The following is a 25,128-nucleotide window of genomic DNA, read 5'->3' on the forward strand; positions in this document are numbered from 1 at the left end:
TCTTCTCCCCTATAGAGGGGAGAGTTTTCTATGCTCGACGTTTCACCTTCTGTATAAAAAACAATAGCTGTATCAAGATGAAAAAGAAAGGAGGGAGCGCTGTGAATTTAGATTTTACGGCGATTGTTCCCTCTATTCCTTATATTTTAAAAGGGATAGGTGTTACACTTCAAATTGCAATCGGTGCATCCATCATCGGTTTTATCGTAGGTATACTACTGGCATTATGTAAAATTGGTAAGGTCAATGTTTTACGTTGGTTTGCTGATTTCTATACGTCGATTTTCCGTGGTACACCACTTGTATTACAATTATTGATTATTTATTATGCAGTACCACAATTACTGGATATTCAAATTGAACCAATTCCTACAGCGATTATTGCATTTGGTTTAAACTCTGGTGCTTATATTTCAGAAATTATCCGTGCTGGTATTAATGCAGTGGATAAAGGGCAAATGGAAGCTGCACAAGCACTTGGAATTCCATATGCAAAAATGATGAAGGATATTATTATTCCACAAGCAGTAAAAAATATTTTACCATCTTTAGTTAATGAATTTATTACATTAAATAAAGAAACAGCCGTTGTGACGGTAATCAGTGCATTAGATATTATGCGTCGTGCCTATATTGTAGGAGGTTCAACATACCGTTATCTTGAGCCATTACTTTTTGCGGGAGTAATTTATTACCTTATGACGCTTGTTTTAACGTTCCTTGGTAAACGAATCGAGAAAGGAATGAGAAAAAGTGATTAAAATTGAAGATTTACACAAATCATATGGGCAAAATGAAGTACTAAAGGGTATTTCTACAGAAATCAAAGAACAAGAAGTAATCGCCATTATTGGACCATCAGGATCTGGTAAATCGACATTCCTTCGTTGCTTAAACTTATTAGAAATCCCCACGAGTGGAAAGGTAACAATTGCAGGGGATGTCCTTACGGATAAAGGGACAAATATTATGAAAATACGTGCAGAAGTAGGAATGGTATTTCAGCATTTCCATCTCTTCCCTCATAAAACAGTACTAGAAAATTTAACATATGCCCCAATCAATGTGAAGGGGTTAGATAAAACAGCTGCTATCAACAAAGCAGAAGAACTACTGAAGAAAGTAGGACTGTTTGAGAAGCGCCAGGAATATCCAAACCGATTATCTGGGGGACAAAAGCAACGTGTTGCCATTGCGCGAGCACTTGCGATGGACCCTAAAGTTATATTATTCGATGAGCCTACATCAGCACTTGATCCTGAAATGGTAAAAGAGGTATTAGCAGTTATGAAAAGCCTCGCAGATTCAGGTATGACCATGTTGATTGTGACACATGAGATGGGCTTTGCTCGTGAGGTTGCTGATCGTATTCTTTTCCTTGATGGTGGTAAGCTCATTGAGGATGCTCCACCAGAATTGTTTTTTACAGCACCATCAACACAGCGTGCAAAGGATTTTTTGGAAAAAGTTTTATAAATAATCAGAGGCATTTAGCTCTCCCGTATAGGCGAGTGCTAAATGCTTTTTTTATTGGGAAGAAAATGTGAATTGAGCTTGTAATGTTTCTAGTGTAAACAGTTCCTCAATATGATAAGTTCCAAAAGGATGCTTGTTGTTCAGGAGTTCTTTAGCAATCGCCGTTGCAACTTTTGCTGTCACGAGAGATTCATCACGGTCAAGAAAGTCTAATGTAAAGACTGCTTCTTTATGATGTTTTTTCCCAATGGCTTCTACGTGAATGCCACATACCTCTGAGCCAATTTTTATTTTTTGAATGAGAGAAGCGAGTGTTGTTTGTATTTTGTTGAATTTTAACAATTTTGCAATACGGCTTTTTTGTAAAAAGGATACGAACCAATTGAGTGACTCTACATCAAAGCCCAATCTTGTCATGATTGGAATAGTAGGGAAATGCTTTGCTAATGTATGTTGGTCTGAGAAGTTGAATTGGTACACACTACGTTTGCCAAGCTCTTTAAACGGAACTTTTCTCCTATTAGTAAAATTAGTGGTTTTTTTATTTTTATAACTATAAAACGGAGTGTTTAGTTGGTGTAATATCCAGAGAATAGCCGCGTTTCCATGTGTATCGCCTGCTCCTAGTAGGATAGAAATATGGAGTTTCTCGATGGAGGCTAATTGCTGTGCAGCATGCATAGCCATTAAATTAGTCAATCCAGGTGCCATACCAACACTAAAAACGGCTGTTGCATTATTCTGTTTAGCTATTGGATGGAGTTCCTCTAATTTTTTTAGGAAGACATAGCTTGCCGTAATATCGATATACATAATCCCTTCCTTCAAGCAGAGATGTGCAAATGCAGTATCTTTTTGCTCTAGACACATAATGACAAGTGCTACATTGGCTAATTGCTGAGCGTTTACGGTCTTGGACACATCCATTTGGATAGGCTTAGCAAGATGATGGTGTTGTGCGCAAAATTGTTTTGCCTTTTCAAAGCTTCGACCTGCAATCCATATTTTGTTTGGATAGCTTGTGAGTAGCATAGTTGCCATTTTACTACCGACTTCACCATAGCCTCCGACAATTAAAATATTTTCTCTGCTCATTTATTTACCTCTTCCTTCGTGGCTACTAATGCATCGACTAAATATGATTTAAAATAGGGAACAATCTTTGTGAAGCCGACCTCATGTAGTAAGTCAATCAATAATTCAAGTTTAATTGGATAAATAGTTGAGCCAAAGGACTGCTCAAAACGTAACCAATCTTCTTCGGAAATATCATTTTGGTACATGGAATTTCGCCAATACTTGAGCTGCTGTTGGCATATTGTGTCTGTCATATCAGCATTAATAGAAGAAATGAATAAGACGCCCCCATTCTGTAGGCTTGTTGCCAATTTTTGCAGTAGTGCCCTTTTTTGTTCGAGATCCTTTATAAAATGTAAAACCAAATGGCAGGTAGTAACATCATATGGATGGTGGAATCTGAGGGAAAGTACATCATCCTCATACCAATCAATATGAAGGTCTTGATCAAGCTGCTGTATGCGCTGATCAGCAGCCTGTCGCATGATTGTTGAAGTATCAACGGCTGTAAAATGTGAGGAAGGGAAGGCTTCTCCTAGAGTAAGAAGTTCCTGACCTCCGCCAGCACCTACTACTAAAGTGTTATCAATGACAGGGTGACCACGAAGTATATCTGTCATCATGTTATAGATGAGGTCATAGCCTATAATTTTTTGTCGAATGGTATTTTGATAAGTAGATACAATGGGACTGTGCCAATCATGTAGTGGATTTTTCATTTTTATACCTCCGTGTTGTACAATATAATTAATAATTATTCTCAATTATAAATACTTATGGAGAATGTGCTATCCCATAATTCTGGGGGGAGGAGTTTTATGAGAAATTGTCATGATTGGCAAAGGAGATCAGAGAGATGTATAAAAAATAGTCAAAATTCATTTCAATATCGACAAATGATGGTAGAAGAATTACGGAAATTCATTGATTTTGATGCCTATTGCTGTTCAGTGACAGATACGCAAACCCTTTTTTCGATCGGTGCTGTAACAGAGCAATCGATTGAGGATGTTCATCAAAAAATAATGACTTTTGAATATGCATTTGAAGATGTGAATAACTATAGAAAGCTAGTGGAAAGTGGCCAATGTATAGGACGATTAAGTGATGCAAGTAGTCAGAGCTTGCGTTATAGGGAGATATTAGTGCCCAATGGCTTTAGCGACGAAATTCGAGCTGCATTAATGTTTCAGGGGCAATGTTATGGCTTTTTAACCCTTTTTAAAAAGATGAAAAATGCACAGTCCATCTTTCAAGATGATGAGCTAGAACAAATAAAAATACTCATGCCAGTGATGGGAGAGGCATTAAAGGCGTTCTACCATTCAATTATTGAAGAGCGGCTGTCAACAGAAGCAGGAGAGAGTGGCATCGTTATTTTAGATAAGGATTATCATATTTTATCTATGAGTACGAAGGCTTCTCAAATACTAGCACTTTTAAGAAGTAATGAAGGCTTGTCGGATGGGCAATTACCCAAGCCCATACAGGCATCTTGCGCTAAGTTACAGGCTGAAGACAATACACCTATTTCCTTACTAGTGCCTATCCATGACAAAGGATATATTACAATCCAAGCTTCTTTTCTTATGACAACCGATTTACAGCAGCAAATAGCCATTTTATTAAATGAAGCGTCTCCTAAAGAGATGTTGGCTTTTTTACTAACTGCTTATCAACTCACACCTAGAGAAAAAGAGGTAGTAGTGGAAATGATGAGGGGCATACCAACAAAGGTGATTGCATATAATCTTGGCATTTCTAGCTACACTGTACAAGATCATTTAAAGCTAATCTTTCAAAAAGTAGGTGTGGGAGACCGTAATGAATTAGTCTGGAAGATATTCTCTCGCTTTCAAATAAATGAATAGGAAACAATAAAAATCTGCACCTTTTGCAGATTTTTGTTGTTTTGATAAGGTGAAAAGTTTCAATCTGATTGAATTGAACTAAATAATGAAGTGAAGGTTAAGAAAAATTAACCTAAAAAATGGAATTATTTTATAGAGAATAGATGGAACCTATACTATAATTAAAGCTGTAAGAAAGTCTCATAAAAATACAATAATCGACATCACGGGATACAGATAGTAAAAAATTACATGTAAATTATTCTGAAAATTCAATTAACGGGAGGATCAAACAATGACATGGACTTTCTATCTAAATGTCACGAATGACACAGATCGAGATTTAGAGCTGGTAGAATCACAGTTGCATTGGGGTTATTGGAATACAGGTGGTGAAGAGGATAAAGAACCTCAATCTATTAAAGCGGGAGAAACGATTCAAGCTGTTGGCGCCAAATCAGCTTTTGGACCAAATGGTTATGAATTTTCTTGTTCCTGGAAAGATAAAAATAATGAATATCAAGCACCGTATGGGGTAATAAGCCTTTATGTAAATGTTCCCTATAATGATCCTAATGAAGCTAGATGTCGAGCAAATGGATATTTTGAAGTAGCGGAGTGGAAAGATATTACACATGATGGTCATAACTTTGTTCGAAATATACGAATTTCTAACAAATTGGATAAATGGAGACAAAAAGAAATAAGTAACAATTTGTTTACGGACTGGTCCAAAATCAAAACATTGAAAGAAATTGAGGATGTTAGAGATATAGATCTGAATCAATATATTCCGAGTGGTGTTCATTTTGAAAAAATGTCATTATTCCGAACGTCTCTCTTCAATATTTCTAAAATATTATGGGACGGGGTAAATGATTTAGAATTTGATAGTCTTTATTTAAAGCAGCGTGAAGTGCAACAGTATTTTTCTGTAGAGGTGACTTGTTTAAGAGCGGATGCTACTAAGATTGAAACTGTTACTAAAAAGGGGAAAATTACAGTTAAAGATGAGTATGGATTATCTACTGCTAGTAAGGTGGTAGAGGAGAAGGTTAGCACTATTGAAACAGCCTTTAAATTTACTGAAAAGATCTCCGTATCTGAAGAAAAAGTAGTGAAGGCGAGCGTAGCGCAGGAACTACAGGCGGAATTAAAGGCAAAATTTAATATATTAAACGCTGTTACAAAAGAGCAACAGCAAACTGAAAAAAAATCAAAGGAAAGAGTTTTTGAAGCCCCAAGCGATAAGGATATGGACGTTGTGCCATGGATTTTTAGTAAAATGATTCTTCTTTATCGAACGGACAATAATAATGTCACAACGCTCATTGGCGCATCTGAATGGGATTATGCAGTATTACATCGTACACATGTATATGATGTGATGGATAACGCGAAGAAAAAAGTGACGACAGGAGGAGAGTACTAAAATGGCGACTTGGACATTTTCATTAATGATTACAAATGCAACAGACCGTGAGCTTGAAGTTTTTCAATCACAGTTGGAATGGGGAATCTGGAATACCAATGATGAGGAGGACAAGCAGCCAATTAGTATTCCACCAAATACAACATTGCAGGCATTAGGAGTAAAAGCTTCAACGGGTCCGAATGGTTATGAATGCTCTTGTTCATGGCGAGATAAAGTCCCATCAGGCGAAAAATCCTATGGCACAATCTCGCTAGTCCTAGACGTACCTCAAAAAAGTAAAAATCGAGCTGAATGCTTAACTGAACATCAATTGCATGTAGATAGCTGGGAAGACTTACCTGAAAAAGGACATAACTTTGTAAGATCTATCATTGTGACTAATAAGTATGTTTAAAAGAAAGTGGAACAAATGTGATGAAAATCGAGCTTAAATCTATTACAAAGGAAGATGAAGCATTTCTTTTCGAAATCTATGCATCTACAAGAAATCAAGAAATAGATTCATGGGGATGGTCAGCTGAACAAAAGAAGCTTTTTTTAGAAATGCAATGGCGCGCACAGCAAGCTTCCTATCATCAGCAATTTCCAGGGGCAAGTCATTCTATCATTGCTGTAGGTGAACAATACGTAGGGAGATTACTAACGGAAGAATTATCAGATTATCATCATCTTATTGATATTTCAATTTTACCAAGTTACCAAGGTAAAGGGATAGGTACATTTTTAATTACTCAACTTCAACAGAAGGCAAGAGAAGAGAATAAGCCAGTTATATTGCAAGTTTTTCATACAAATCCTGCGAAAAATCTTTATGAGAGATTAGGATTTCAAATATCGTCAGCAGATGAAATATATTTGAAAATGACATGGCAGTAAGAAAGAAATCTTTCAATTTCAAAAAGTTCAAGATTATGTACCTATCATTTTCTAAATATTTCGCATCGAAGTAGATATGAAAGTAGAGTCTATTCAAGAAGCACATAAAGATGTGTTAGCGAGTATTGCTTAATGCGTTTTTATAGCACTCATTGAAATTACAATAAGGGAGGGTTTGCATAATGTCAGATCAATATATAGGAGAAATTCGCATGTTTAGCGGTAAATATGCCCCAGTAGGGTGGGAACTATGCAATGGTCAATTATTAACTATTACAGGTAATGAGGCACTTTTTTCATTAATAGGTGTCAAATACGGGGGAGACGGTGCAACGAATTTTGCTTTACCTGATTTACGTGGAAGATTACCGATTCATAATTGTTCTCAGTATCCATGGGCAAGTAAAGGTGGAGTGGAGACAGTTATGTTAACCGAGGAACATCTACCTGCACATACTCATGGCGTTTATGCCAATAATATAGCAAATGAAGCAACAGAAAATTCACCAGCTAATAATACATGGGGTGTATCAAACCTCACCAACTATCAAACAAATGTTTCCAGTAATATTGTACAAATGAATAACAAGTTAGTTTCTAATGTAGGTGGAACTCAATCTCATAGTAACATTATGCCATCATTTGTTATTAATTTTATTATTGCAACGAATGGTCTTTATCCCGATTTTCAATAAAAAGGAGTGAGTATAATGGCAGAGCCATTTTTAGGAGAAATACGTCTTTTTAGTTTCAATAAAATACCGAATGGGTGGCTTCCTTGTAATGGTCAACTTTTACCGGTAGCTACAAATACTGCACTTTTTTCATTGTTAGGATTTACATATGGAGGGGATGGTAAGACAATTTTTGCGATTCCCAATTTACAGGGGAAGGTACCATTACATTCAGGTAATCAGATTGCCTATGGATCAATAGGAGGAGAAGCAACACATACATTGACAGTTAACGAGATACCTGCTCATACACATCAAATAACAGCAGATTCATCAACAACAGATAAGCCCTCCCCCAAAGATAATACATGGGGTGCAGTTAATGGAAAGAATATTTATGCTAAAAAAGATAATACAGCCATGAATGAAGCTGCTTTGTCAATGACAGGGCAGAATAAAGGACATAATAATATGCAACCCTATTTAAGCGTATCTTTTTGTATCGCAACAATGGGCATCTTTCCAAGTAGAGTATAAGGAGGAATTAGAGAATGGATCCGTATTTAGGTGAAATTAGAATTTTCGCAGGAAACTATGCTCCGAGGGACTGGGCATTATGTGATGGCAGTCTATTATCTATTGCTCAATATAATGCTCTATATTCCATTATCGGCATAACTTATGGTGGAGATGGCAAGACAACATTTAAATTACCTGATTTAAGGGGACATGCCCCTATGCATTATGGCGATGGTCCTAATTTAACGCCAAGGACATTTGCACAATCAATAGGATCGAGCACAGTAACACTTAATGAAATGCAAATGCCTATTCATACACATAGCGCACAGGGTTCCTCTGTAGTAGCAGGTGGAATTGACAACCCCACTAATGCCATTTGGGGAAGTGAGTCAGCACTTTCGGCAAAGCCATATGTTAATGTGAAAAATCCAGTTGCAATGAAAGTGGACATAGTAAAGCCACAAGGAGGAAATCAGCCACATAATAATATGCAGCCTTTTGTAGCAATGAATTTTATTATTTGTTTAGAAGGAATATATCCTCAGAAGCCCTAACAAGGAGGAGTGAGAATGGATTTAGTATCTTTTATAAAAACAGCAGTATATAAAATATTAATAATTTTAACCATTTTGGCAATGGTTTTCTCAACCTTAGGAATACAACCTGCAAGTGCTAGTTCTACAGTACCGCCGTTACTTCCAGTAGCACAGTTGAATGCACTAAACGATAGTAATGGCAACTTCGAAAAATATATTAACGAAGGGATTTATTTAGATGTTTCAAAGACTACTGATAATAAAACACGTGTAGCTGCTGTGAAATTTAATAATATTAATACAACTAAAAGCATTATTTCGGCTAACCTTATTTTAAATGTTACAAATGATAATGATAATATTAATGATATGCCAGTTTCCGATTTAGTAATAAGAGTTGGATCAAGTAACTGGAACGATGGTAGTTTTCCAAATAATTTAGATATACCTTCTGAAAAAGTATCGGTTTTGAAGGATACGTCAGGCGAGCCAATTAATGTATCAATTGATGTAAAAGAGTTATTGAAAAATCCCTCTGCAATTGATACACAACAGATTACATTTTTACTGAGCAGCGACGCTAAAAATATGGTAATTGTAAAATCAGAAAATCCAATTGCACCCGAATTGGGCCCATACTTAGAGATTACGTATGGTGATGTGCAAAATAGTGCACCTACCGACATAACATTAAGTTCGACTTCAGTAATAGAAAGTCAACCATCAGGAACCAAAGTAGGGACATTAAGTGCCGCTGACCCTGATGCAGTTTCCTCTTTTACGTATAGTCTAGTAGGAGGATCCGGGTCAACAGATAATAGTAGTTTTAGCATAGTAGGAAATGAACTACGAACGAATAGTTCATTTGATTATCAAGCAAAGAACAGCTATAGTGTTCGAATTCAGGTAACGGATAATGGAGGATTAACCTTTGAAAAAATATTCACCATTTCGGTGACAAAATTAAATGAGCGTCCAACTGATATTGTGCTGAGCTCGCTGACAGTAGCAGAAAATCAGCCAGTAGGAACGGTTGTTGGTACATTTAGCGCAACTGATCCAAATGTTGGAGAAACGTTTACTTACAGTTTAGTGGCTGGCACAGGAGCTACAGATAACAGTAGCTTTACCGTCGATGGGAATCAGCTAAAAACAGCAGGAATATTTGATTATGAAGCAAAGAATAATTACAGTGTGCGGATTCAAGTATCCGATAGTGCCAATAATTTATATGAAAAAGCATTCACTATAAATATTTCAGATGTCAATGAAGCTCCAACAGATATTTCATTAAGCCCAACATCAGTAGAAGAAAATCAACCATCAGGAACCAAAGTGGGTACATTAAGTGCCACTGATCCTGATGCAGGTTCCTCTTTTACGTATAGTTTAGTAGGTGGTGCTGGGTCAACAGATAATAGTGGCTTTAGTATAGCTGGGGATAAACTACAAACGAATAGTCCATTTGATTATGAAACAAAAAATAGCTACAGTGTACGGATTAGGGTGACAGATCAAGGCGACTTATCTTTTGAAAAAGTGTTTACTATTTCGGTGACAGATGTCAATGAAGTTCCGATTCCCACACTGGTATCAACCGTACCAGTTAACAAGATGACAAATGCTTCTATTAATCCTACGCTAACGCTAAATTTTAGCAAGAGTGTGAGTGGTATTGCAGGAAAACATCTTCGTATCTATGATCAAGATAATAATTTAATAGAAACAATAGAAGCCACTGCAACAAATGTGACAGTGAATGGCAGTAACGTGTCAATTCAATTAACAAATAATTTAATAAAAGCAACAACTTATTATGTATTGATGGATGATGGAACTTTCGTTGATACATCCAATCAAGGTGTAGCTGGCATAACAGCAAAAAATATATGGAGTTTTACCACTTTACCTCCTAGTAATAATGCCTATTTAAGTAATTTAGTTATTTCACCAGGCAGTTTAAGTCCAAATTTTACAGATAGTATATTGGATTATCAGATCAACGTGGCTCATAATGTTGAAAATATTGGTATAATGCCAACAACTGCAAATAGTAGTGCAACTCTTACAGTAAATGGTTCCTCCATTGCAAGTGGGCTATTGATCACAATACCTCTAAATGTAGGCAGTAACACAATTACCATTGTTGTGACTGCTGAAAACGGAGTAGCAACCAAAACATATACCCTTACGGTGATAAGAGCATTACCTACTCTCGAACAAGTAGACAATGTTGCTTTAAGCCCTAGTGGTATTGCAACATGGACAGATATAACAGGCGAATCTTGCTATGCTGTGCAGCTCTTAAAAGATGGCTCTCCGATTGGTAGTATCGTTGACATATCAGCAGATACAACAACGCATAATTTCTTACCAGCAATGCGTGCAGCTGGAGTGGGGACATATACAGTAACCGTAACTGCCAAGGGAGACGGGCTAGTATATTTAGATGGAGTTCCGTCAAGCCATTCCAATACACAAACGGTTATTAAGCTAGCAAGCATTACAAATGGCTTGAGCTGGGATGGAAATATTGCAAAATGGCAGACTATTCCTAATGCGTTGAGCTATGATGTGCTTCTGTATAAGGAAGGAACGGCAGTTGGAACAGCAGCGAATGTATTAGCTGGAAATATCAATGAAGGTGTTGATTTTACTACCGCGTTCCAAACAAATAGCATAGGAAGCTATACTTTTACTGTTCAGCCAAAAGGTGATGAATTACTAATTTTAGATGGGGATCAAGGGGTATCATCATCAGCAAAAATTATAACACCTTTAACTTATACGGTTTTATACAATGGTAATGGTAGTACGGGTGGAACTGCACCCCAAGATAATGCAACATATAGTCAAAATGACAATATTATTGTAGCTGCAAATGGTGGGTACCTCGTTAAAATAGGGCACTCTTTTATAGGCTGGAATACAAAGGCGGATGGGACAGGAACTTCTTATTTGCCGAATGAGACGTTTAAAATGGCTAAAGAGAATGTCACACTTTTTGCACAATGGACAATTAATCATTATACTGTGAGCTTTGATGTAGCGGGAGGAAGTGTCGTTTCAAATCAGGTGGTGGCACATAGAGGAAAAGCAAGTCAGCCGACGCAAGTGCCAACGAAAGCTGGCTATACATTTGGTGGCTGGTATACGAGTAGTGCCTACACAACACCATATACTTTTGATAATGTAATTACAGCGAACACAGTGATCTATGCTAAATGGATTAGTAATAATACAGGTGGTGGCAATACTGATCCATCACCAAATCTTGAGCCAGGTTCAGCAATACCTTCAACCAAAGTAGAGGAAATTGTAATAGATGTTGAGTCTGGTGATGGAAACCTAGTTTCTAAAACAACAATAAAACGAACAAAAAATGTAGACAACACTATGAAGGATGAAGTGACATTAACAGCAGAGAGCGCAACAGAGACGATTAGAAAATTAAAGGAACAAGGAAATGATACAGCAAGGGTCATCATTCCAGACCAGAAGGATCAAGTAAATCAAGTTCATGTTTCCATACCAAATAATGTAGTGACACTTCTAAAAACTGGTGCAGTTCATCTTGAAATTGTCACAGATAACGTTAGAATTGAAGTGCCTAAAACTTCATTGGAAATATTTAATGATGACCTCTATTTCCGACTTGTTCCTATAAAAGAGCTAGATAAACAACTAGAGATCAAAGAACGAGCCAAAAGGGAAATCGTTGTTCAGCAATTGGTCGAAAGTGCAGTTGTTGAGTTGCTTGGTCGCCCGATGACAATTGAAACAAATATGCAAAACCGTCCTGTTATTTTAACATTGCCGTTGCCTACAGATTTAACAGATGAACAACTAGCTCATTTGGCAATCTTTATCGAGCATAGTGATGGCTCAAAAGAGGTTGTACGTGGGAAGGTTGTAGAATATCAAAAAGGAATAGCAGGCTTACAGTTTGAGGTAAATAAGTTCTCTACTTTCTCTATTCTCTATGTACCAGAAAAGGAAGATGTAAAGGAACCAACTACTGACGCTGTTACACATACACCTTATATTCAAGGCTATCCAGATGGTACCTTCCGTCCGAATGCCCCTGTTACAAGAGCACAAATGGCAAGTATGTTTGCTCGTCAATTAACAGGTAATGCAATTCCCCAAGCGAGGGCGACATATACAGATACAATACAACATGATGCAAAAGATGCAATAGAATTTGCGAAGGATGCAGGTTTATTTAAAGGCATTACTGAGACAAACTTCCATCCAGACGGCTTTATTACACGAGCACAAATGGCGACAGTAGCAGTTCGGTGGATGGAAAGGCATTGCGCAGACAGTCCAAATGTAGAATTTTGTAAATCTACCTCACAAGGTATGATTTTCAAAGATGTGAGCGTCAATCATTGGGCTGTTAAAGCAATTAATGCTGTCAATGGATTGGGCATTATGAACGGTATGACGGTGGATATATTTAATCCAGATGGTTATTTATCACGTGCTGAAGCGGTCAAAGTATTAAATGACTTGTTTGAGCGTCAAGTAACAACAGAGCTTCAAACGCCAATATTTAAAGATGTTCTGAGTAATCATTGGGCATTTAATGAGATTCAAGAAGCGGCAAAAAAATAAATGAAAAACACGACGAGTTTATTCCAATCGTCGTGTTTTTTGACTTTATTCAAAAAGGAACTGATAACCAGATCCTCTCACAGTAACAATTTTTGCTCGATGACCCGAGGCGAACTCCAGCTTTTTTCGTAAATTACTAATATGCACTTTCAATGCCTGTGTTTGTCCAATACTTTCCTCAGCCCAAATCAGCTTGTACAATTCAGTTGGATGGAAAATTTGCGCGGGGCGTTGTGCTAGAAAAAATAAAATTTGAAATTCCTTTGTTGATAATGTTAATGCTATATCTTCAATATAGACTCTTCTTGAATGAACATGAAAGTGAAAATTATCGATGATGCTAATATCCTCATCTTTCCTATCTAGTAATTGTATTTGCTTCCTTCGTAAAGCGATTCTTTCAATGGTTTTCAGTAAACGCATTTTTTCAATCGGTTTTAAAATATAGTCTACTGCTTGAACTGCAAACGCCTCAATAGCATAATGCTCGTAGGCAGTTATAAAGATAATATCCATTGATTGCGCTAATTCTTCTACTTTACTGGCAACCTCAATGCCATTCATATCAGCCATTTCAATATCTAAAAAAAGAATATCTGGCTTCAGCCTAGGAATATGGTCTATAGCCTCTAGAGGACTTGTAAACTTGCCGATAATCTCAACTGTCTCATTGTCCTTTAACATAGCCTCTAATAAGTGGATTGCTAAGATTTCATCGTCCACAATAATCGATTTTAACATTCTTTCATCTCTTTTCATCCGGGATTAGTGGGAAATTTATTTGTACAGTTGTTCCTTCATCGACAACACTATCGATACGGAAGGTGGCATTCTCATATTTTTTTATACGTTTGGCAATATTTCGAATCCCAACGCTCTGATGAACTGAAGGTTCTTCTGATAAAATTTTGTCTAACATTTCTTGTGTCATGCCAATACCATTATCTCTAATCTGGATATTTATCATTTGCTGTTCTTTTGCTATTTTCATTGTCACTCGACCATTGTTTCGTTTGTTTTTTAAACCGTGAAAAAGAGCATTTTCAACTAAAGGCTGTAGTAGTAGAGGAGGAATCAATATATTGAATGGTTCCTCCATCTGAATTTCCCAATCGAGCTGCTCTGGATATCTCATTCGATGAATATTGACATAGGCCTGTATAAGCTGGAGTTCCTGATCTAAGGCAATTAAGCTATTAGTATTTTCGAATGAGAAGCTGCTTCTTAAAAATGCTGCAAAATCGGTAATCATTGTCCGTGCTTTATCTAAATCTAAATAACTGAGCGATAAGATCGAATTTAACACATTGTAAATAAAGTGAGGTTTAATCTGTGCTTGTAAAAAAGCTGTCTCCATTTTAATAGCTGTTTCAGCAGATTCTTTTAACAAAATAAGATTTCGAACTCTTGTCTTTAGTTCAGCCGTATCTAGTGGTTTATGTAGAAAATCATTCGCTCCGGATTGGAAAGCAGCAATCAAATCCTCGGGACGAATGGCGGCTGTAAGCATTAGTATTGGTAGCTCCGCAGAAGAATAGCTTTTTCTAATTTGCTGGCAAACCTCATAGCCAGACAACTTAGGCATCATAATATCTAAAATTAATAAATCGATAGCTGGATGCAGTGTTAATTGTTCAAAGACTTGCTGGCTATCGTCTACAGCAATGATAGAGTAATTCTCCTTTTCTAGAATATCGATTAATACTTTTAGGTTAATATGGTCATCATCAGCAATTAGAATTTTTTTCCCTACTTTATTTCCCGCAAAATGAGGAAAGGTTACTGGAGAATATTCTTTAGTTAGTATAATTTTATTCCTATGTTCCTTGTCTTGCTGCTCTTTCTTTATTGCTTCAATAGGTAGCTTAACGTAGAAAGTTGTTCCTTGACCTACAACTGAATGAACAGTAATTTCTCCACCATGCAACTGCACAAGTTCTTTTGTCACATTTAGGCCTAGACCTGCACCTCTACTTGCATCCTCTAACTGCCGAAATGGTTCAAAGATTGACTCTAAATGTTCTGGCGCAATACCCCGCCCAGTGTCACTTACTTCAATAACAAGGAATCTATGTTCTTCGTAGCATGAAATTTCAACTTTTCCTTGCTTGGTGTATTTAACAGCATTTTCAATTAGATTATAAAGAATTTGACGTAGCCTATCTTCGTCAGCTAATAGAAACTTACCTCGTTCAATATAATTATAAATTTTTACGTCTTTATTGCCGATGTACGACAATATTTCAACGATGACATGGGTTACAGAATATAGATCAACATTAGTAAGACGTAGTTTTAGTTCACCTTCTTTTATCTTTGAAAAATCTAATATATCATTAACAAGATGTGATAACTTTTCTGTGATATTAAAGATGAGCGAGATTTTTTCTTTTTGTTCCATCGTTAATGTGGTGCTTTCCTGAGGCTCTAGCATGGACTGAGAAATAGCAATTACACCATGTAAGGGCGTACGAAATTCATGAGAAGTTTTTGCGAGAAACTCATCTTTTAATTTATCTACTCGCATTAAAGCACTTGTGATTCGTCCTTTCTCTAAATAAGAGTCAGTAAAACGATGGGAAATATAAAGAGAAAGCATCGTTAAACAAATAAAAGGAAGTAAAGGTGGTAATGAATAGATTTCTAGATTAATATTCAGATTTAAAGTAGCTACGACCATATAGATGAGAATAGCCATCGAACTAAGCGATAAATAAATAGCTCCTACTGATCGTTTAAAGATAGCAATGATTTGAATATAAAGGATATAAAAGATATTCATAAAAATATAAATAGAGTACACAAATTGTAAGTATGAGCTAATGGATATGGGGAGCATAACCGTAGCTAATAATAAAACGCCAATTATACAAAGTATTTTTACAATTTTTTTATAAGCAAATTGTTGAAGGGCATAGTAAAAATACAACAGCATGAAGATACCTGTACCGATACTCGAAATAATTTGAATTCTTATCAGGAACTCATAGGTAACAGGGAGTAACGACATTAAAATTTTTTCACCATGGGAGACGCTATATAAACCGACCATGAAACAAAATAAGGAAAAATAAAGCTGTTCGATATCGAGTCTCGCATAGAGATAAGAACCAGCAAAATAAATAAACATTGTAAAAAAAGCAGCAATCGTTATCAAATCGTAAAAAAGAGAGCTTTCTCTTAATTTTCCAATACTTTCTTGATCTCCAATGAAAATGGAACCAATAATTCCTCCACCTGATGCATAATCAAAATTAGCCACATGTATAAGCAGCTCTAACTCGTTTTTATTAGGTTGAAAGTAAGCAACATAGGGTACATTCTTTTGTACATATATTGACTCTTCAGCAGGTACACCGCTTTGTCCAATACGCTTTTCATCAATATAAATGGCATTGGACATACGAATATTCCCTGTTTTGATACCTAAAATATCATCGGGATTATTGATTAAAATTTTTAATCGATAAGTACCACTGCCGAAAGTGGTGAAATTTTCTTTATCGAGCGTATACTTTGACCATTGTGACGGGACTTCTACTAAATAGGAATGATGGTTATCGAAATCGGAATAATTCAACAATTTATCGGGGACGAAATCCCATTCTCCATCTAAACTTACTGTATTGTGGTGCAAATCGTATTGTTTTAGGTCTATTACGCCAGCAACAGCTTTAGGAGCGTCGGTTCTTTCATGTTTGAGTAACTGTGACGCCACACCAATAATCACTACACTAATAATGACCATAGAAATAAGTATTAGCTTTCTCATTATGGTTCTCTCAATCTTGTTATATTTAAAGGGGATAATATGTAATTATACCTACAGTATAGCATGTGAAAGTAAACTAAGAATAGTTAAAATGTGAGTGAATGCCTATTGTGACGAGTCCATTTTAGATGGATTTTGTGCATTTTATTTATTTATAGTGCATATGCTTACAATCACTCTGTTTTTTGCTTATAATAAGGAAGTCAGAGTTTTCTCTGAACAAAGTAGCCGCAAAGTGAGCGATTGCGATTGAAAAAATTATTATATAGTGTATGCTTTGTTGTGTTTATAGTCATTTTTTTGTACGTAAACAATCACTGGCTAGTCGTAAGTAAGCATGTGTTCGAATCAGAAAAAGTGCCTGCCAGCTTTGAAGGGCTACGCATTGTACAGGTATCGGATTTACATGACGCCCTCTTTGGTGACAATCAGCAAAGACTGATTGCAAAGGTTAAGGATACAAATCCTGACTATATCTTTATCACAGGTGATGTGATAGATAGCAATCGCTACGATTTAAAGCAAAGTCTACAGGCAGTAAAAGGACTAGTTGAAATAGCGGATGTTTATTATGTACTGGGCAACCATGAAGTAGCGACGAATAAGGTTGATGAAATTTATGAGGCGCTGTCATCGTTAGGGGTACATATACTGGCCAATGAATCGACCGTACTAGAGCGCGACGGGGAGCGCTTGGCGATTGTTGGAATTGAGGATCCGTTAATGGGTAGATCCACGGCAGACATGCTAGACATAGCAACAGCTTATTTACCAAACGATATGTTTAAGCTGTTACTGGCACATCGACCTGAGGTGTTTAATACGTATGTAAAGTATCACATGGATTTAGTATTTTCGGGACATGCGCATGGTGGGCAAGTTCGTATTCCTGGACTTGGTGGACTTGTTGCGCCAGGACAGGGGCTGTTTCCAAAATATACAGCTGGTGTCTACGAAGCAGGATCGACTGAAATGGTGGTTAGTCGTGGGCTAGGAAATAGCTCAGTACCATATCGCATTTTTAATCTTCCGGAAATTATTGTGATGGAATTAAAGAAAAAATAAGCACTGCGTTAAAGTTTACGCAGTGCTTTCAATTTGTTTACGTTCTGTACGTCTCACAAGATAGATACTAATTTCATACAAAATAATCATAGGTATTAATACGAGTAGCTGACTGATAAAATCGGGTGGCGTGATAACAGCAGAGCCTACGCCCATTGCGATATAAGACCAGCCTCGTATTTTTTTCATGGATTCAGCAGTTAGTACACCAATGGCTGATAAAAAGAGAGCAACAATGGGTAACTCGAATAATAAACCGAGCGGTACGGTGGTCATGATTAAAAAATGCATATATTCACTAGCTGATACCATAACATCGAAATTGGTAGCTCCGAGACTTACTAAGAAGGTATAGCTAAGTGGATTGACAACAAAGTAGCCAAAAGCTATTCCTATTAAAAAAAGAACTAGCATAATCGGTGCATAGAGACCTAAAAATCGACTTTCCTCTTCCTTTAAGCCAGGCTTTACAAAGCTCCACAGAAAATGAACGAGAAAAGGCATTGCAAGACCAAATGCTAAAGTAGTAGAAATAGTCATATAAAATTTAACAACCTCAAGCGGCCCTAAAATAACGAGAGAATGACCTCGAGTTATGAATGGAAACCAAATATTTATAGTCGAAAAGACTACAATAAAAAATAAAATGAAAATTGTTAGCCCTTTTATAATTTGCTTACGCAGCTCAGAAAGATGTTCCAATAATGAGGTAACAGGTATCAGAGGTTCATCTGCTACATGATCTTCTTCAATTGCTACTACAGGTATTTCAGCTAAAGCCTCCACGGGTGATGGAAGCTCAGCTTGTGGTTTATCAAGGGGGCTTAAATATTTTCTTTTTCCGTCTTCATATGGATCCATAGGAACCCCTCCTACGAAGCATCAGATTTTTTTTCGACCTTTTTCTCGGAATCGTCCTCATCATCCATAAGCCCTTTAGTGGACTTTTTAAATTCTGCAAACGTTTTGCCAACTGCTCCGCCGATTTCTGGCAATTTCTTCGGACCAAATACAATTAACACAATGACCAAAATAATGATTAAGCCAGGTACTCCAATTGCTCCAAGACCTCCCATAAGCCTTACCTCCTTTAAATATAAGTTTTTTACACTAAAGAACCGCCTGATTGACTATATTTAATAACTCCCTCTGCACAGCGATAAGCAAGTGCTCCTAATGTACCTGTTGGATTGTAGCCGCTATTGTGTGCAAAATTGCCTGCACTTACCGCGAACAGATTATCAACATCCCAATGCTGTAGGTAATTATTCACGACACCTTGCTCTGGCGTTGAACTCATGACTGTCCCACCTGTGTTATGCGTTGTTTGGTAAGGTACGATATTGTAGTCGGTAATTTCAGCGTTAGGAACAATTGTTTTTGCACCCATCTCTTTCATAATGTCAGCTGCTCTTGCGGAAATATATTTATGCAGTGCACGATCCTGCTCAGTAAAATTGTACGTTAATTGTATTAATGGCAAGCCATAAGCATCTTTATAGGTAGGGTCCAGTGATAAATAGTTTTGCTTATGTGGCATAGATGCTCCTTGCGCACCAATACCGAATGAGCGTGTATAGTAATAAATAGACTGCTTTTTAAATTCAGGTCCCCAAGTAGGCGTATCTGGTGGTGTTGGATTGGAACCGATTGGTCGAGTACCTGTCTGTGTAAGAGCAATATTTCCTCCGTGAATAAAATCTAAATCACTATGGTCAAAATTATCCCCATTGAAGTCGTCTATACACATGCCTAATGAACCTGCGCCCATAAATGTATTGTATTGTTCATCGAAGAACCCCGCAGCACCAGGTAAGATTTGATAGCAATAGTTTCTGCCAAGTGTGCCTTTACCAGTAGTAGGATCATATCGTTCACCGATGTCTGAGACCATTAACAGCTTGGCATTATTAAAGACATAGCTAGTCAATACAACCGCATTAGCAGGCTGAATAAATTCTTCTCCCGACACAGTATCGATATATCTTACACCAGTAGCCTTATTGCCCTGCTTTAAAATTTCGACAACATTGGAATTGAAGCGTAAATCAAAGTTTCCTGTCTTTAAAGCGGTAGGGACGACTGTAATTTCTGCAGAAGATTTTGCGCCATATTCACAGCCAAACCGTTCACAGAAACCACAATATTGACAAGCATTGATCGTTTCACCATCAGGATTTTTATAAACCTCGGATACGTTGGCAGATGGCACCATATAGGGTGTTAGCTTTAAGCTTTGTGCCGCTTTTTCAAATTGCGTAAGCATAGGTGTTTTTTTCATAGGTGGTGTAGGATAGGGATTTGAACGCTTGCCGCTAAATGGATTTTTATCATCACCTGAAATACCTGCTGTTTTTTCAAATTTATCGAAATAGGGCTCCAGTTGATCGTATGTTAAACCCCAATCTTGTATTAGATAATCTGGTCCAAGTTTGTTTGGTCCATAACGTTTATCTGTTAATGTTTTTATTTGAAAATCATAGGGTAAAAATCGATAGGTCATACCATTCCAGTGCGTTCCTGATCCTCCAAGACCCTCTCCAAGTAGGAAGGAGCCAAGCTGTCGCATTGGCAATGCCTTCATATTGCGATCATTTCGAAAGCTTACCGTTTCTTTAGATAGATTTTGCATCAAATCATATCGAATGGCATAACGGTATTCATCGTGAACATTTAAATAATCTTCGGTACCGCGCTTTTGACCACGCTCTAAACCGACCACCTTTAAGCCGGCTTTTGCACATTCAGCAGCAACGATACCGCCTGTCCAACCTACGCCAACTGTTACAACGTCTACACTAGGTAATGTTTTAGCCATTTTCTAACCCCCCTTAATGATTGCCTAATGGATTAGGCTCAATTTTTTGGAATTTCGCATCTTCTATTTGTGTAATATAAGCCATTTGGTGGCCAGGGAAGCCTTTCATGCGCCAGCCATCCATATTACGATTTCCGCCATACATAGGGTCAGAATAGGCACCCTCTAATGTAGCCGCACGCAGCAGTGTAAAGAAGAATGCGGATGTCACCCCAACCATTTCTATGTCACCCTTTTGAAAGGCTGTTAAAATTTCATCCATCTGTTTACCTTCTAAATCATTAAAGCTCTTTTGATAACGCTTTTGAGCTTCGTCCTCTAATTTTTGAATGCCCTGCCTGAAAATTTCTGCTCGTGTTAAACGACTTTGATAGCCTTGTGTAGGGGCACCTACGTCAAATGGAGCTTGCATATATTCTTTAGAGTTACTCCCATAATTTCCTGCCAGTTGATGATCGATAAAATAGGGAACATCTAAGCCTATAGCGCCGGGCCCTAAATCATCTTCTGGGAAGATACGCTCTGTAGCCTTTGATAAGATACTAAAATCTTTTTCATTTCTAAAAAACATCTTAGCCTTAGGCGAACCAGTAGCCTCATTCGTTTCATGCCCACCATGCTCCAGAGTGGAAGTCCCTTTACCTTGGATGTTGTAGCCTACTAGCCCTCCTATTAATCCACCACCGACTAATGTACCAGCAGCAATACCTGTTGTTTTCAAAAAGTCTCGACGAGAAACATTGTTTTTGTCTGAACTCATAGAAATCCTCCCCTCAAAATGTTTTAAACCGATCCTATTGTTAATAATCAGCAAAAATTGTGAATTATAATCAATTTTTATTGGAAAATGTTTTAATTTCATCCAATGTAGCGAGTATTCTGTCTTTCTATAGCAAACTATATCTATGAATTAAAAAATTTGTAGAAAATTGTTAGCACTATATAGATAGTGAAAATGGTATTATTATACATTTATTAATCATATTGGAAAACTTTTGTTGACTTCTACTTTTTGTGACTTTACTCTGAAGTTATGCATAAATATTCGAATAATATAGCTAAAAACGGAAGAAGTGAGAAAAAGGGATATGTGGATAAAAGGTATTGGTGGTAAATTAATTATTGCAATTATTGCTCTTGTTTTTGTAACTTGCGGCACACTTGGACTATCTACTTGGATCAATAGTACGAATGCAATGAATGAGCAAGTGGAATCCAATTTAGTATCTAGAGCAGAGGATGTTTCACAATACATAGAAGAACACTTCCAACTAACACTGGTAGAGGTAGAAGCAATCGCAGAGCAAGAGGCAGTTCGTAGTATGGACTTTGAAAAACAAAAACAATATTTGTCAAAACGCCTTGCTAATAATAAGAACTACTTAGGTTTTGGCATTATAAAAGCTGATGGGGTAGCCCATTATCTAGATGATACAACTGCTGAATTAGGCGATCGTGATTATGTAAAAGAAGGTTTTACTGGCAAGTCTGTCATGTCTGAAATAACGATTAGCCGTGTAACCGGCGAGCCGGTTATTTTAATTGTTTCACCAATTACTACAGCTACAGGTGAAAAAGCACTATTATTGGCTCGTATTGATGGTTATTATTTATCTAATATTGTCGAGGACATTAAGGTTGGAGACAGTGGCTATGCATTTATGCTGGATGCTCAAGGAACGATTATTGGACATAATAATCATTCCTATGTGAAGGAGCAAAATAATCCAATCGAAGAAGCGGAAGAAACAGGTGTTATGACGGGCAGGGCATTAGCTGCAAAAGAAATGATTACCAATGAAAGTGGCTATTTTTCGTTCGAAACAGAGGATGCTGGTACGAACTTAATGGGCTACCATACCCTTGATAATGGTTGGAAAATGGGGGTTATTGCATTAGAAAATGAGATGTTCTCAGGACTTTCTAAGCTTAAGACGAACTTTATTGTCACGACCATCATTGTTTCGATACTAGGACTATTCATCTCATTTGCTATTTCACGTTCGGTCAGTAGACCACTTCGTCATGTGCTTCGTATTAGTGAAGGCTTATCAGAAGGTGACTTTACACAGGAGATCCCTGAGAAGTATTTAAAGCGTATTGATGAGATGGGGACAATGGCGCGTGCATTAGATCGCATGATTGATAATATGCGAGAAATGGTAGCGAAAGTGAGTCAGGAAGCAACTGCAGTGAATGAAGCCTCGTGTGATTTAATGGGAGATGTCACTGCTGTGACAAAGCATTCTAAGCAAATAGCTAGTGCAATCAGTGAAGTAGACAGGGGGGCACAGAGTCAAACCGTGATGGCAGAAGAAAGTGCCTCTGCAATGGAACAAATGGCTATGGGTATACAAAATGTTGCCGAAGTAGCCTCAGCTATTGCCTGCAATACAGATTTTATTTCCCAGAAAATTAGTGAGAGCAATGAAGCTGTCCAGCAATCTATGCGCCGTATGAATGAGATTCAGGAGGGGACAACAGCTGAGCTAACAATTATTCACAAGCTAGAAAGAGAGTCAGAGGAAATTAGTTTAATTTCTAAAATGATTACAGATATTTCTGATCAAACAAATTTATTAGCATTGAATGCCTCCATCGAAGCAGCTCGTGCAGGAGAGGCAGGTAAAGGATTTGCTGTTGTAGCGGATGAAGTTCGCAAGCTTTCGGAGCAGACGGCAGAGTCAGCTACCAAAATTAATGTATTAATTGAAAGCGTTCAATCCTACACATTAGAGGTAGTAAAGGCGGCAGAATCGGGCGAAGTTCATGTTGAACGCGGATTAGCTTCTATTGAGGCAGTTGGTGAACGTTTTGAGGAAATGGTTCGAGCGGTAGGTGAGATAGCAGGTCAAATTGAAGAAATGAACGCTTCAGCTGAACAAATGTCTGCAAATACAGAGGAAGTTTCAGCATCTATGGAAGAAATGGCAGCAACCGCACATGCAGCAAGTGATTATGTGCATGAGGTAACAGATGCAACAACAGAACAGTTGAATACAGTAGAAACGATGAACGGTCAAACTGAAAAACTATCAGAAATGGCGAAACGGTTATATGGAGCCATTCAAAAATTTAAGTATTAAAAAGGAGGAGCTGTCTCATAATGACGGCTCCTTTTTCATAGTAGAATTAAGCTTTTTCCATAGCTAGCAGTAGTTCTTCTTTGGAAATCATACAATCGCCACCGCCTTGGACCATTTGGTCACTTCCGCCGCCCTTACCATTAATAAGAGGTAATGCCTTCGCGGCAATATCTTTCATGCTTTTGGTAACATTTTTACCTTTTGCTGCAACAAATTGTAGTTTGCCTTCATTTTCAGAAACTAGTAAAGTCATAGCATCTGACTGTTCAGAGACAATCAGACGAGCGATTTTTTGTAGCTCCTGCATTGTTCGTTGATGAAAAGCAGCCGTTACTACACCTTCACTATTAGCCACCAGTGCCTTTGCTTCGTAAGTTAGTAACTCCTCTTTCGCAGTAGCAAGTGCTTTCTCCGTAGTTTTTTGGACAGATAAAACTTTTGTAAGTGCTGTAGCAGCCTCAATCTCTGGAACACTTAATTGTCGAGCAACATCTGCTAATACTTTTTTCCGCATGGCAAGCTCGGCTAAAACACGTTGTCCACAGACAAAAGAAACGCGCACATTGCCTTTCATTTTTTCAGTGCTTAGTATTTTAATAGCACTGACCTGCCCTGTGGATGTTGGATGAGTGCCACCACAGCCGTTATAATCAAAATCAGGGATAATGACTAGTCGAATGTCCCCCGTCACAGCAACTTCTTTCCGAAGATTATAGTTAACAAGCTCATTTTCTGTAATCCATGTTGTTTGAATTGGACGATTTTCTAAAATGATGTCATTGGCTCTTGCTTCCGCCGCTGCAAGCTGCTGTTCAGTCAGCGTATCTACAGCAATATCAATTGTGACCTGCTCACTACCTAGGTGAAAGCTTACAGTCTGTGCATTAAAAAGCTCTATAAATGCCGCTGTTAAAATATGCTGTCCAGCATGCTGCTGCATATGATCGAACCGTCTTGACCAATTGATTTTGCCACGTACTACACCGTCTAAAGTTGATGGATCTCCTTGAATATAGTGACGAATTTCATCATCAACTTTTTCAACATCTATGACATCTACATTATTCAAAGTGCCTGTATCGTGAGGCTGTCCGCCACCAGTTGGATAGAATGCGGTATTGGATAGGACAACATAATGACGACCAGCTTCATCCATTCCTTTGCTTACAAGAGTAGCATTAAACTCGTGCAACATAACGTCTTGATAATATAATAGCTCTTTCATGAAAAAGCCTCCTTTTTATGTAGGGATTCTTAATTCTAAAACAGTTCCATTTTATTCTGGCATAATTACTTACACGTGTATACGGCTTTTCTAGTT

General features: G+C 37.5%; 21 protein-coding genes. 12 read left to right on the plus strand and 9 right to left on the minus strand.

Annotated features, from left to right (window positions below; all coding sequences use genetic code 11):
• Window positions 1-101: 101 nt before the first annotated feature.
• Window positions 102-761, plus strand: a complete 660-nt coding sequence (locus AC6BKE_RS03215) for an amino acid ABC transporter permease (RefSeq protein WP_036125759.1) — start codon at window positions 102-104, stop codon at window positions 759-761.
• Entirely contained in the window at window positions 754-1,476 is a 723-nt protein-coding gene (locus AC6BKE_RS03220; protein ID WP_036125761.1) for an amino acid ABC transporter ATP-binding protein, read from the plus strand. Before AC6BKE_RS03215 ends, AC6BKE_RS03220 begins: the two co-directional genes overlap by 8 nt.
• A 51-nt stretch (window positions 1,477-1,527) precedes the next feature.
• On the opposite strand, the gene AC6BKE_RS03225 is transcribed toward AC6BKE_RS03220, so the two are convergent.
• Window positions 1,528-2,571, minus strand: coding sequence for a saccharopine dehydrogenase family protein (locus AC6BKE_RS03225; protein ID WP_499855813.1), 1,044 nt, complete (start codon window positions 2,569-2,571; stop codon window positions 1,528-1,530).
• Complete coding sequence (locus AC6BKE_RS03230; protein ID WP_101966954.1) at window positions 2,568-3,272, minus strand: class I SAM-dependent methyltransferase; 705 nt, start codon at window positions 3,270-3,272, stop codon at window positions 2,568-2,570. The genes AC6BKE_RS03225 and AC6BKE_RS03230 overlap by 4 nt, the downstream gene beginning before the upstream one ends.
• Window positions 3,273-3,371: 99 nt before the next feature.
• Between AC6BKE_RS03230 and AC6BKE_RS03235 the strand changes: the two genes are divergently transcribed.
• The 8 genes from AC6BKE_RS03235 to AC6BKE_RS03270 all read left to right on the plus strand — a co-directional run bounded on the left by AC6BKE_RS03235 (window position 3,372) and on the right by AC6BKE_RS03270 (window position 13,066).
• On the plus strand, window positions 3,372-4,424 hold the full coding sequence (locus tag AC6BKE_RS03235; RefSeq protein ID WP_089933949.1) for a response regulator transcription factor: 1,053 nt from the start codon (window positions 3,372-3,374) through the stop codon (window positions 4,422-4,424).
• 274 nt (window positions 4,425-4,698) lie between these two features.
• The gene (locus tag AC6BKE_RS03240) at window positions 4,699-5,835 is read left to right on the plus strand and encodes a hypothetical protein (RefSeq protein WP_058843764.1); all 1,137 of its coding nucleotides are present in this window, start codon (window positions 4,699-4,701) and stop codon (window positions 5,833-5,835) included.
• 1 nt (window position 5,836) lies between these two features.
• The gene (locus tag AC6BKE_RS03245) at window positions 5,837-6,232 is read left to right on the plus strand and encodes a hypothetical protein (protein WP_330493870.1); all 396 of its coding nucleotides are present in this window, start codon (window positions 5,837-5,839) and stop codon (window positions 6,230-6,232) included.
• 20 nt (window positions 6,233-6,252) lie between these two features.
• A complete protein-coding gene (locus AC6BKE_RS03250; protein WP_330493874.1) occupies window positions 6,253-6,714 on the plus strand; it encodes a GNAT family N-acetyltransferase in 462 nt (153 codons plus the stop codon).
• 182 nt (window positions 6,715-6,896) lie between these two features.
• Window positions 6,897-7,409 (plus strand): phage tail protein, encoded by a 513-nt coding sequence (locus AC6BKE_RS03255; RefSeq protein WP_089933955.1) that lies wholly within the window; start codon window positions 6,897-6,899, stop codon window positions 7,407-7,409.
• Window positions 7,410-7,424: 15 nt separating this feature from the next.
• A complete protein-coding gene (locus AC6BKE_RS03260) occupies window positions 7,425-7,925 on the plus strand; it encodes a phage tail protein (RefSeq protein ID WP_089933958.1) in 501 nt (166 codons plus the stop codon).
• 14 nt (window positions 7,926-7,939) lie between these two features.
• Window positions 7,940-8,464, plus strand: coding sequence for a phage tail protein (locus tag AC6BKE_RS03265; RefSeq protein WP_058843759.1), 525 nt, complete (start codon window positions 7,940-7,942; stop codon window positions 8,462-8,464).
• Between the two features lie 15 nt (window positions 8,465-8,479).
• On the plus strand, window positions 8,480-13,066 hold the full coding sequence (locus tag AC6BKE_RS03270) for a cadherin domain-containing protein (RefSeq protein WP_499855815.1): 4,587 nt from the start codon (window positions 8,480-8,482) through the stop codon (window positions 13,064-13,066).
• 45 nt (window positions 13,067-13,111) lie between these two features.
• Here AC6BKE_RS03270 and AC6BKE_RS03275 read toward each other — a convergent pair whose 3' ends face one another.
• Window positions 13,112-13,807: a response regulator transcription factor gene (locus tag AC6BKE_RS03275; protein ID WP_058843758.1), complete on the minus strand. Its 696-nt coding sequence runs from the start codon at window positions 13,805-13,807 to the stop codon at window positions 13,112-13,114.
• A gap of 4 nt (window positions 13,808-13,811) precedes the next feature.
• On the minus strand, window positions 13,812-16,838 hold the full coding sequence (locus AC6BKE_RS03280; RefSeq protein ID WP_499855817.1) for an ATP-binding protein: 3,027 nt from the start codon (window positions 16,836-16,838) through the stop codon (window positions 13,812-13,814).
• 249 nt (window positions 16,839-17,087) lie between these two features.
• Here AC6BKE_RS03280 and AC6BKE_RS03285 point away from each other — a divergent pair, with 249 nt between their 5' ends.
• Window positions 17,088-17,903: a metallophosphoesterase gene (locus tag AC6BKE_RS03285; RefSeq protein WP_058843756.1), complete on the plus strand. Its 816-nt coding sequence runs from the start codon at window positions 17,088-17,090 to the stop codon at window positions 17,901-17,903.
• Between the two features lie 15 nt (window positions 17,904-17,918).
• On the opposite strand, the gene tatC is transcribed toward AC6BKE_RS03285, so the two are convergent.
• Genes tatC through AC6BKE_RS03305 form a run of 4 tightly spaced genes read right to left on the minus strand, consistent with a single transcriptional unit; the run spans window position 17,919 to window position 21,481 of the window.
• Complete coding sequence (gene tatC / locus AC6BKE_RS03290) at window positions 17,919-18,764, minus strand: twin-arginine translocase subunit TatC (protein WP_499855819.1); 846 nt, start codon at window positions 18,762-18,764, stop codon at window positions 17,919-17,921.
• A gap of 11 nt (window positions 18,765-18,775) precedes the next feature.
• Complete coding sequence (gene tatA / locus AC6BKE_RS03295; protein ID WP_036125774.1) at window positions 18,776-18,979, minus strand: twin-arginine translocase TatA/TatE family subunit; 204 nt, start codon at window positions 18,977-18,979, stop codon at window positions 18,776-18,778.
• A 29-nt stretch (window positions 18,980-19,008) separates the two neighbouring features.
• On the minus strand, window positions 19,009-20,721 hold the full coding sequence (locus tag AC6BKE_RS03300) for a GMC family oxidoreductase (RefSeq protein WP_036125775.1): 1,713 nt from the start codon (window positions 20,719-20,721) through the stop codon (window positions 19,009-19,011).
• Between the two features lie 13 nt (window positions 20,722-20,734).
• The gene (locus AC6BKE_RS03305; RefSeq protein ID WP_058843752.1) at window positions 20,735-21,481 is read right to left on the minus strand and encodes a gluconate 2-dehydrogenase subunit 3 family protein; all 747 of its coding nucleotides are present in this window, start codon (window positions 21,479-21,481) and stop codon (window positions 20,735-20,737) included.
• A 328-nt stretch (window positions 21,482-21,809) separates the two neighbouring features.
• Here AC6BKE_RS03305 and AC6BKE_RS03310 point away from each other — a divergent pair, with 328 nt between their 5' ends.
• Window positions 21,810-23,807, plus strand: a complete 1,998-nt coding sequence (locus AC6BKE_RS03310) for a methyl-accepting chemotaxis protein (protein WP_036125779.1) — start codon at window positions 21,810-21,812, stop codon at window positions 23,805-23,807.
• Between the two features lie 46 nt (window positions 23,808-23,853).
• Here the strand turns inward: AC6BKE_RS03310 and AC6BKE_RS03315 are convergent, their stop codons facing one another.
• Complete coding sequence (locus AC6BKE_RS03315; protein ID WP_058843750.1) at window positions 23,854-25,032, minus strand: alanyl-tRNA editing protein; 1,179 nt, start codon at window positions 25,030-25,032, stop codon at window positions 23,854-23,856.
• Window positions 25,033-25,128: the final 96 nt, after the last annotated feature.

Source organism: Lysinibacillus sp. COL-1, from assembly GCF_059814265.1.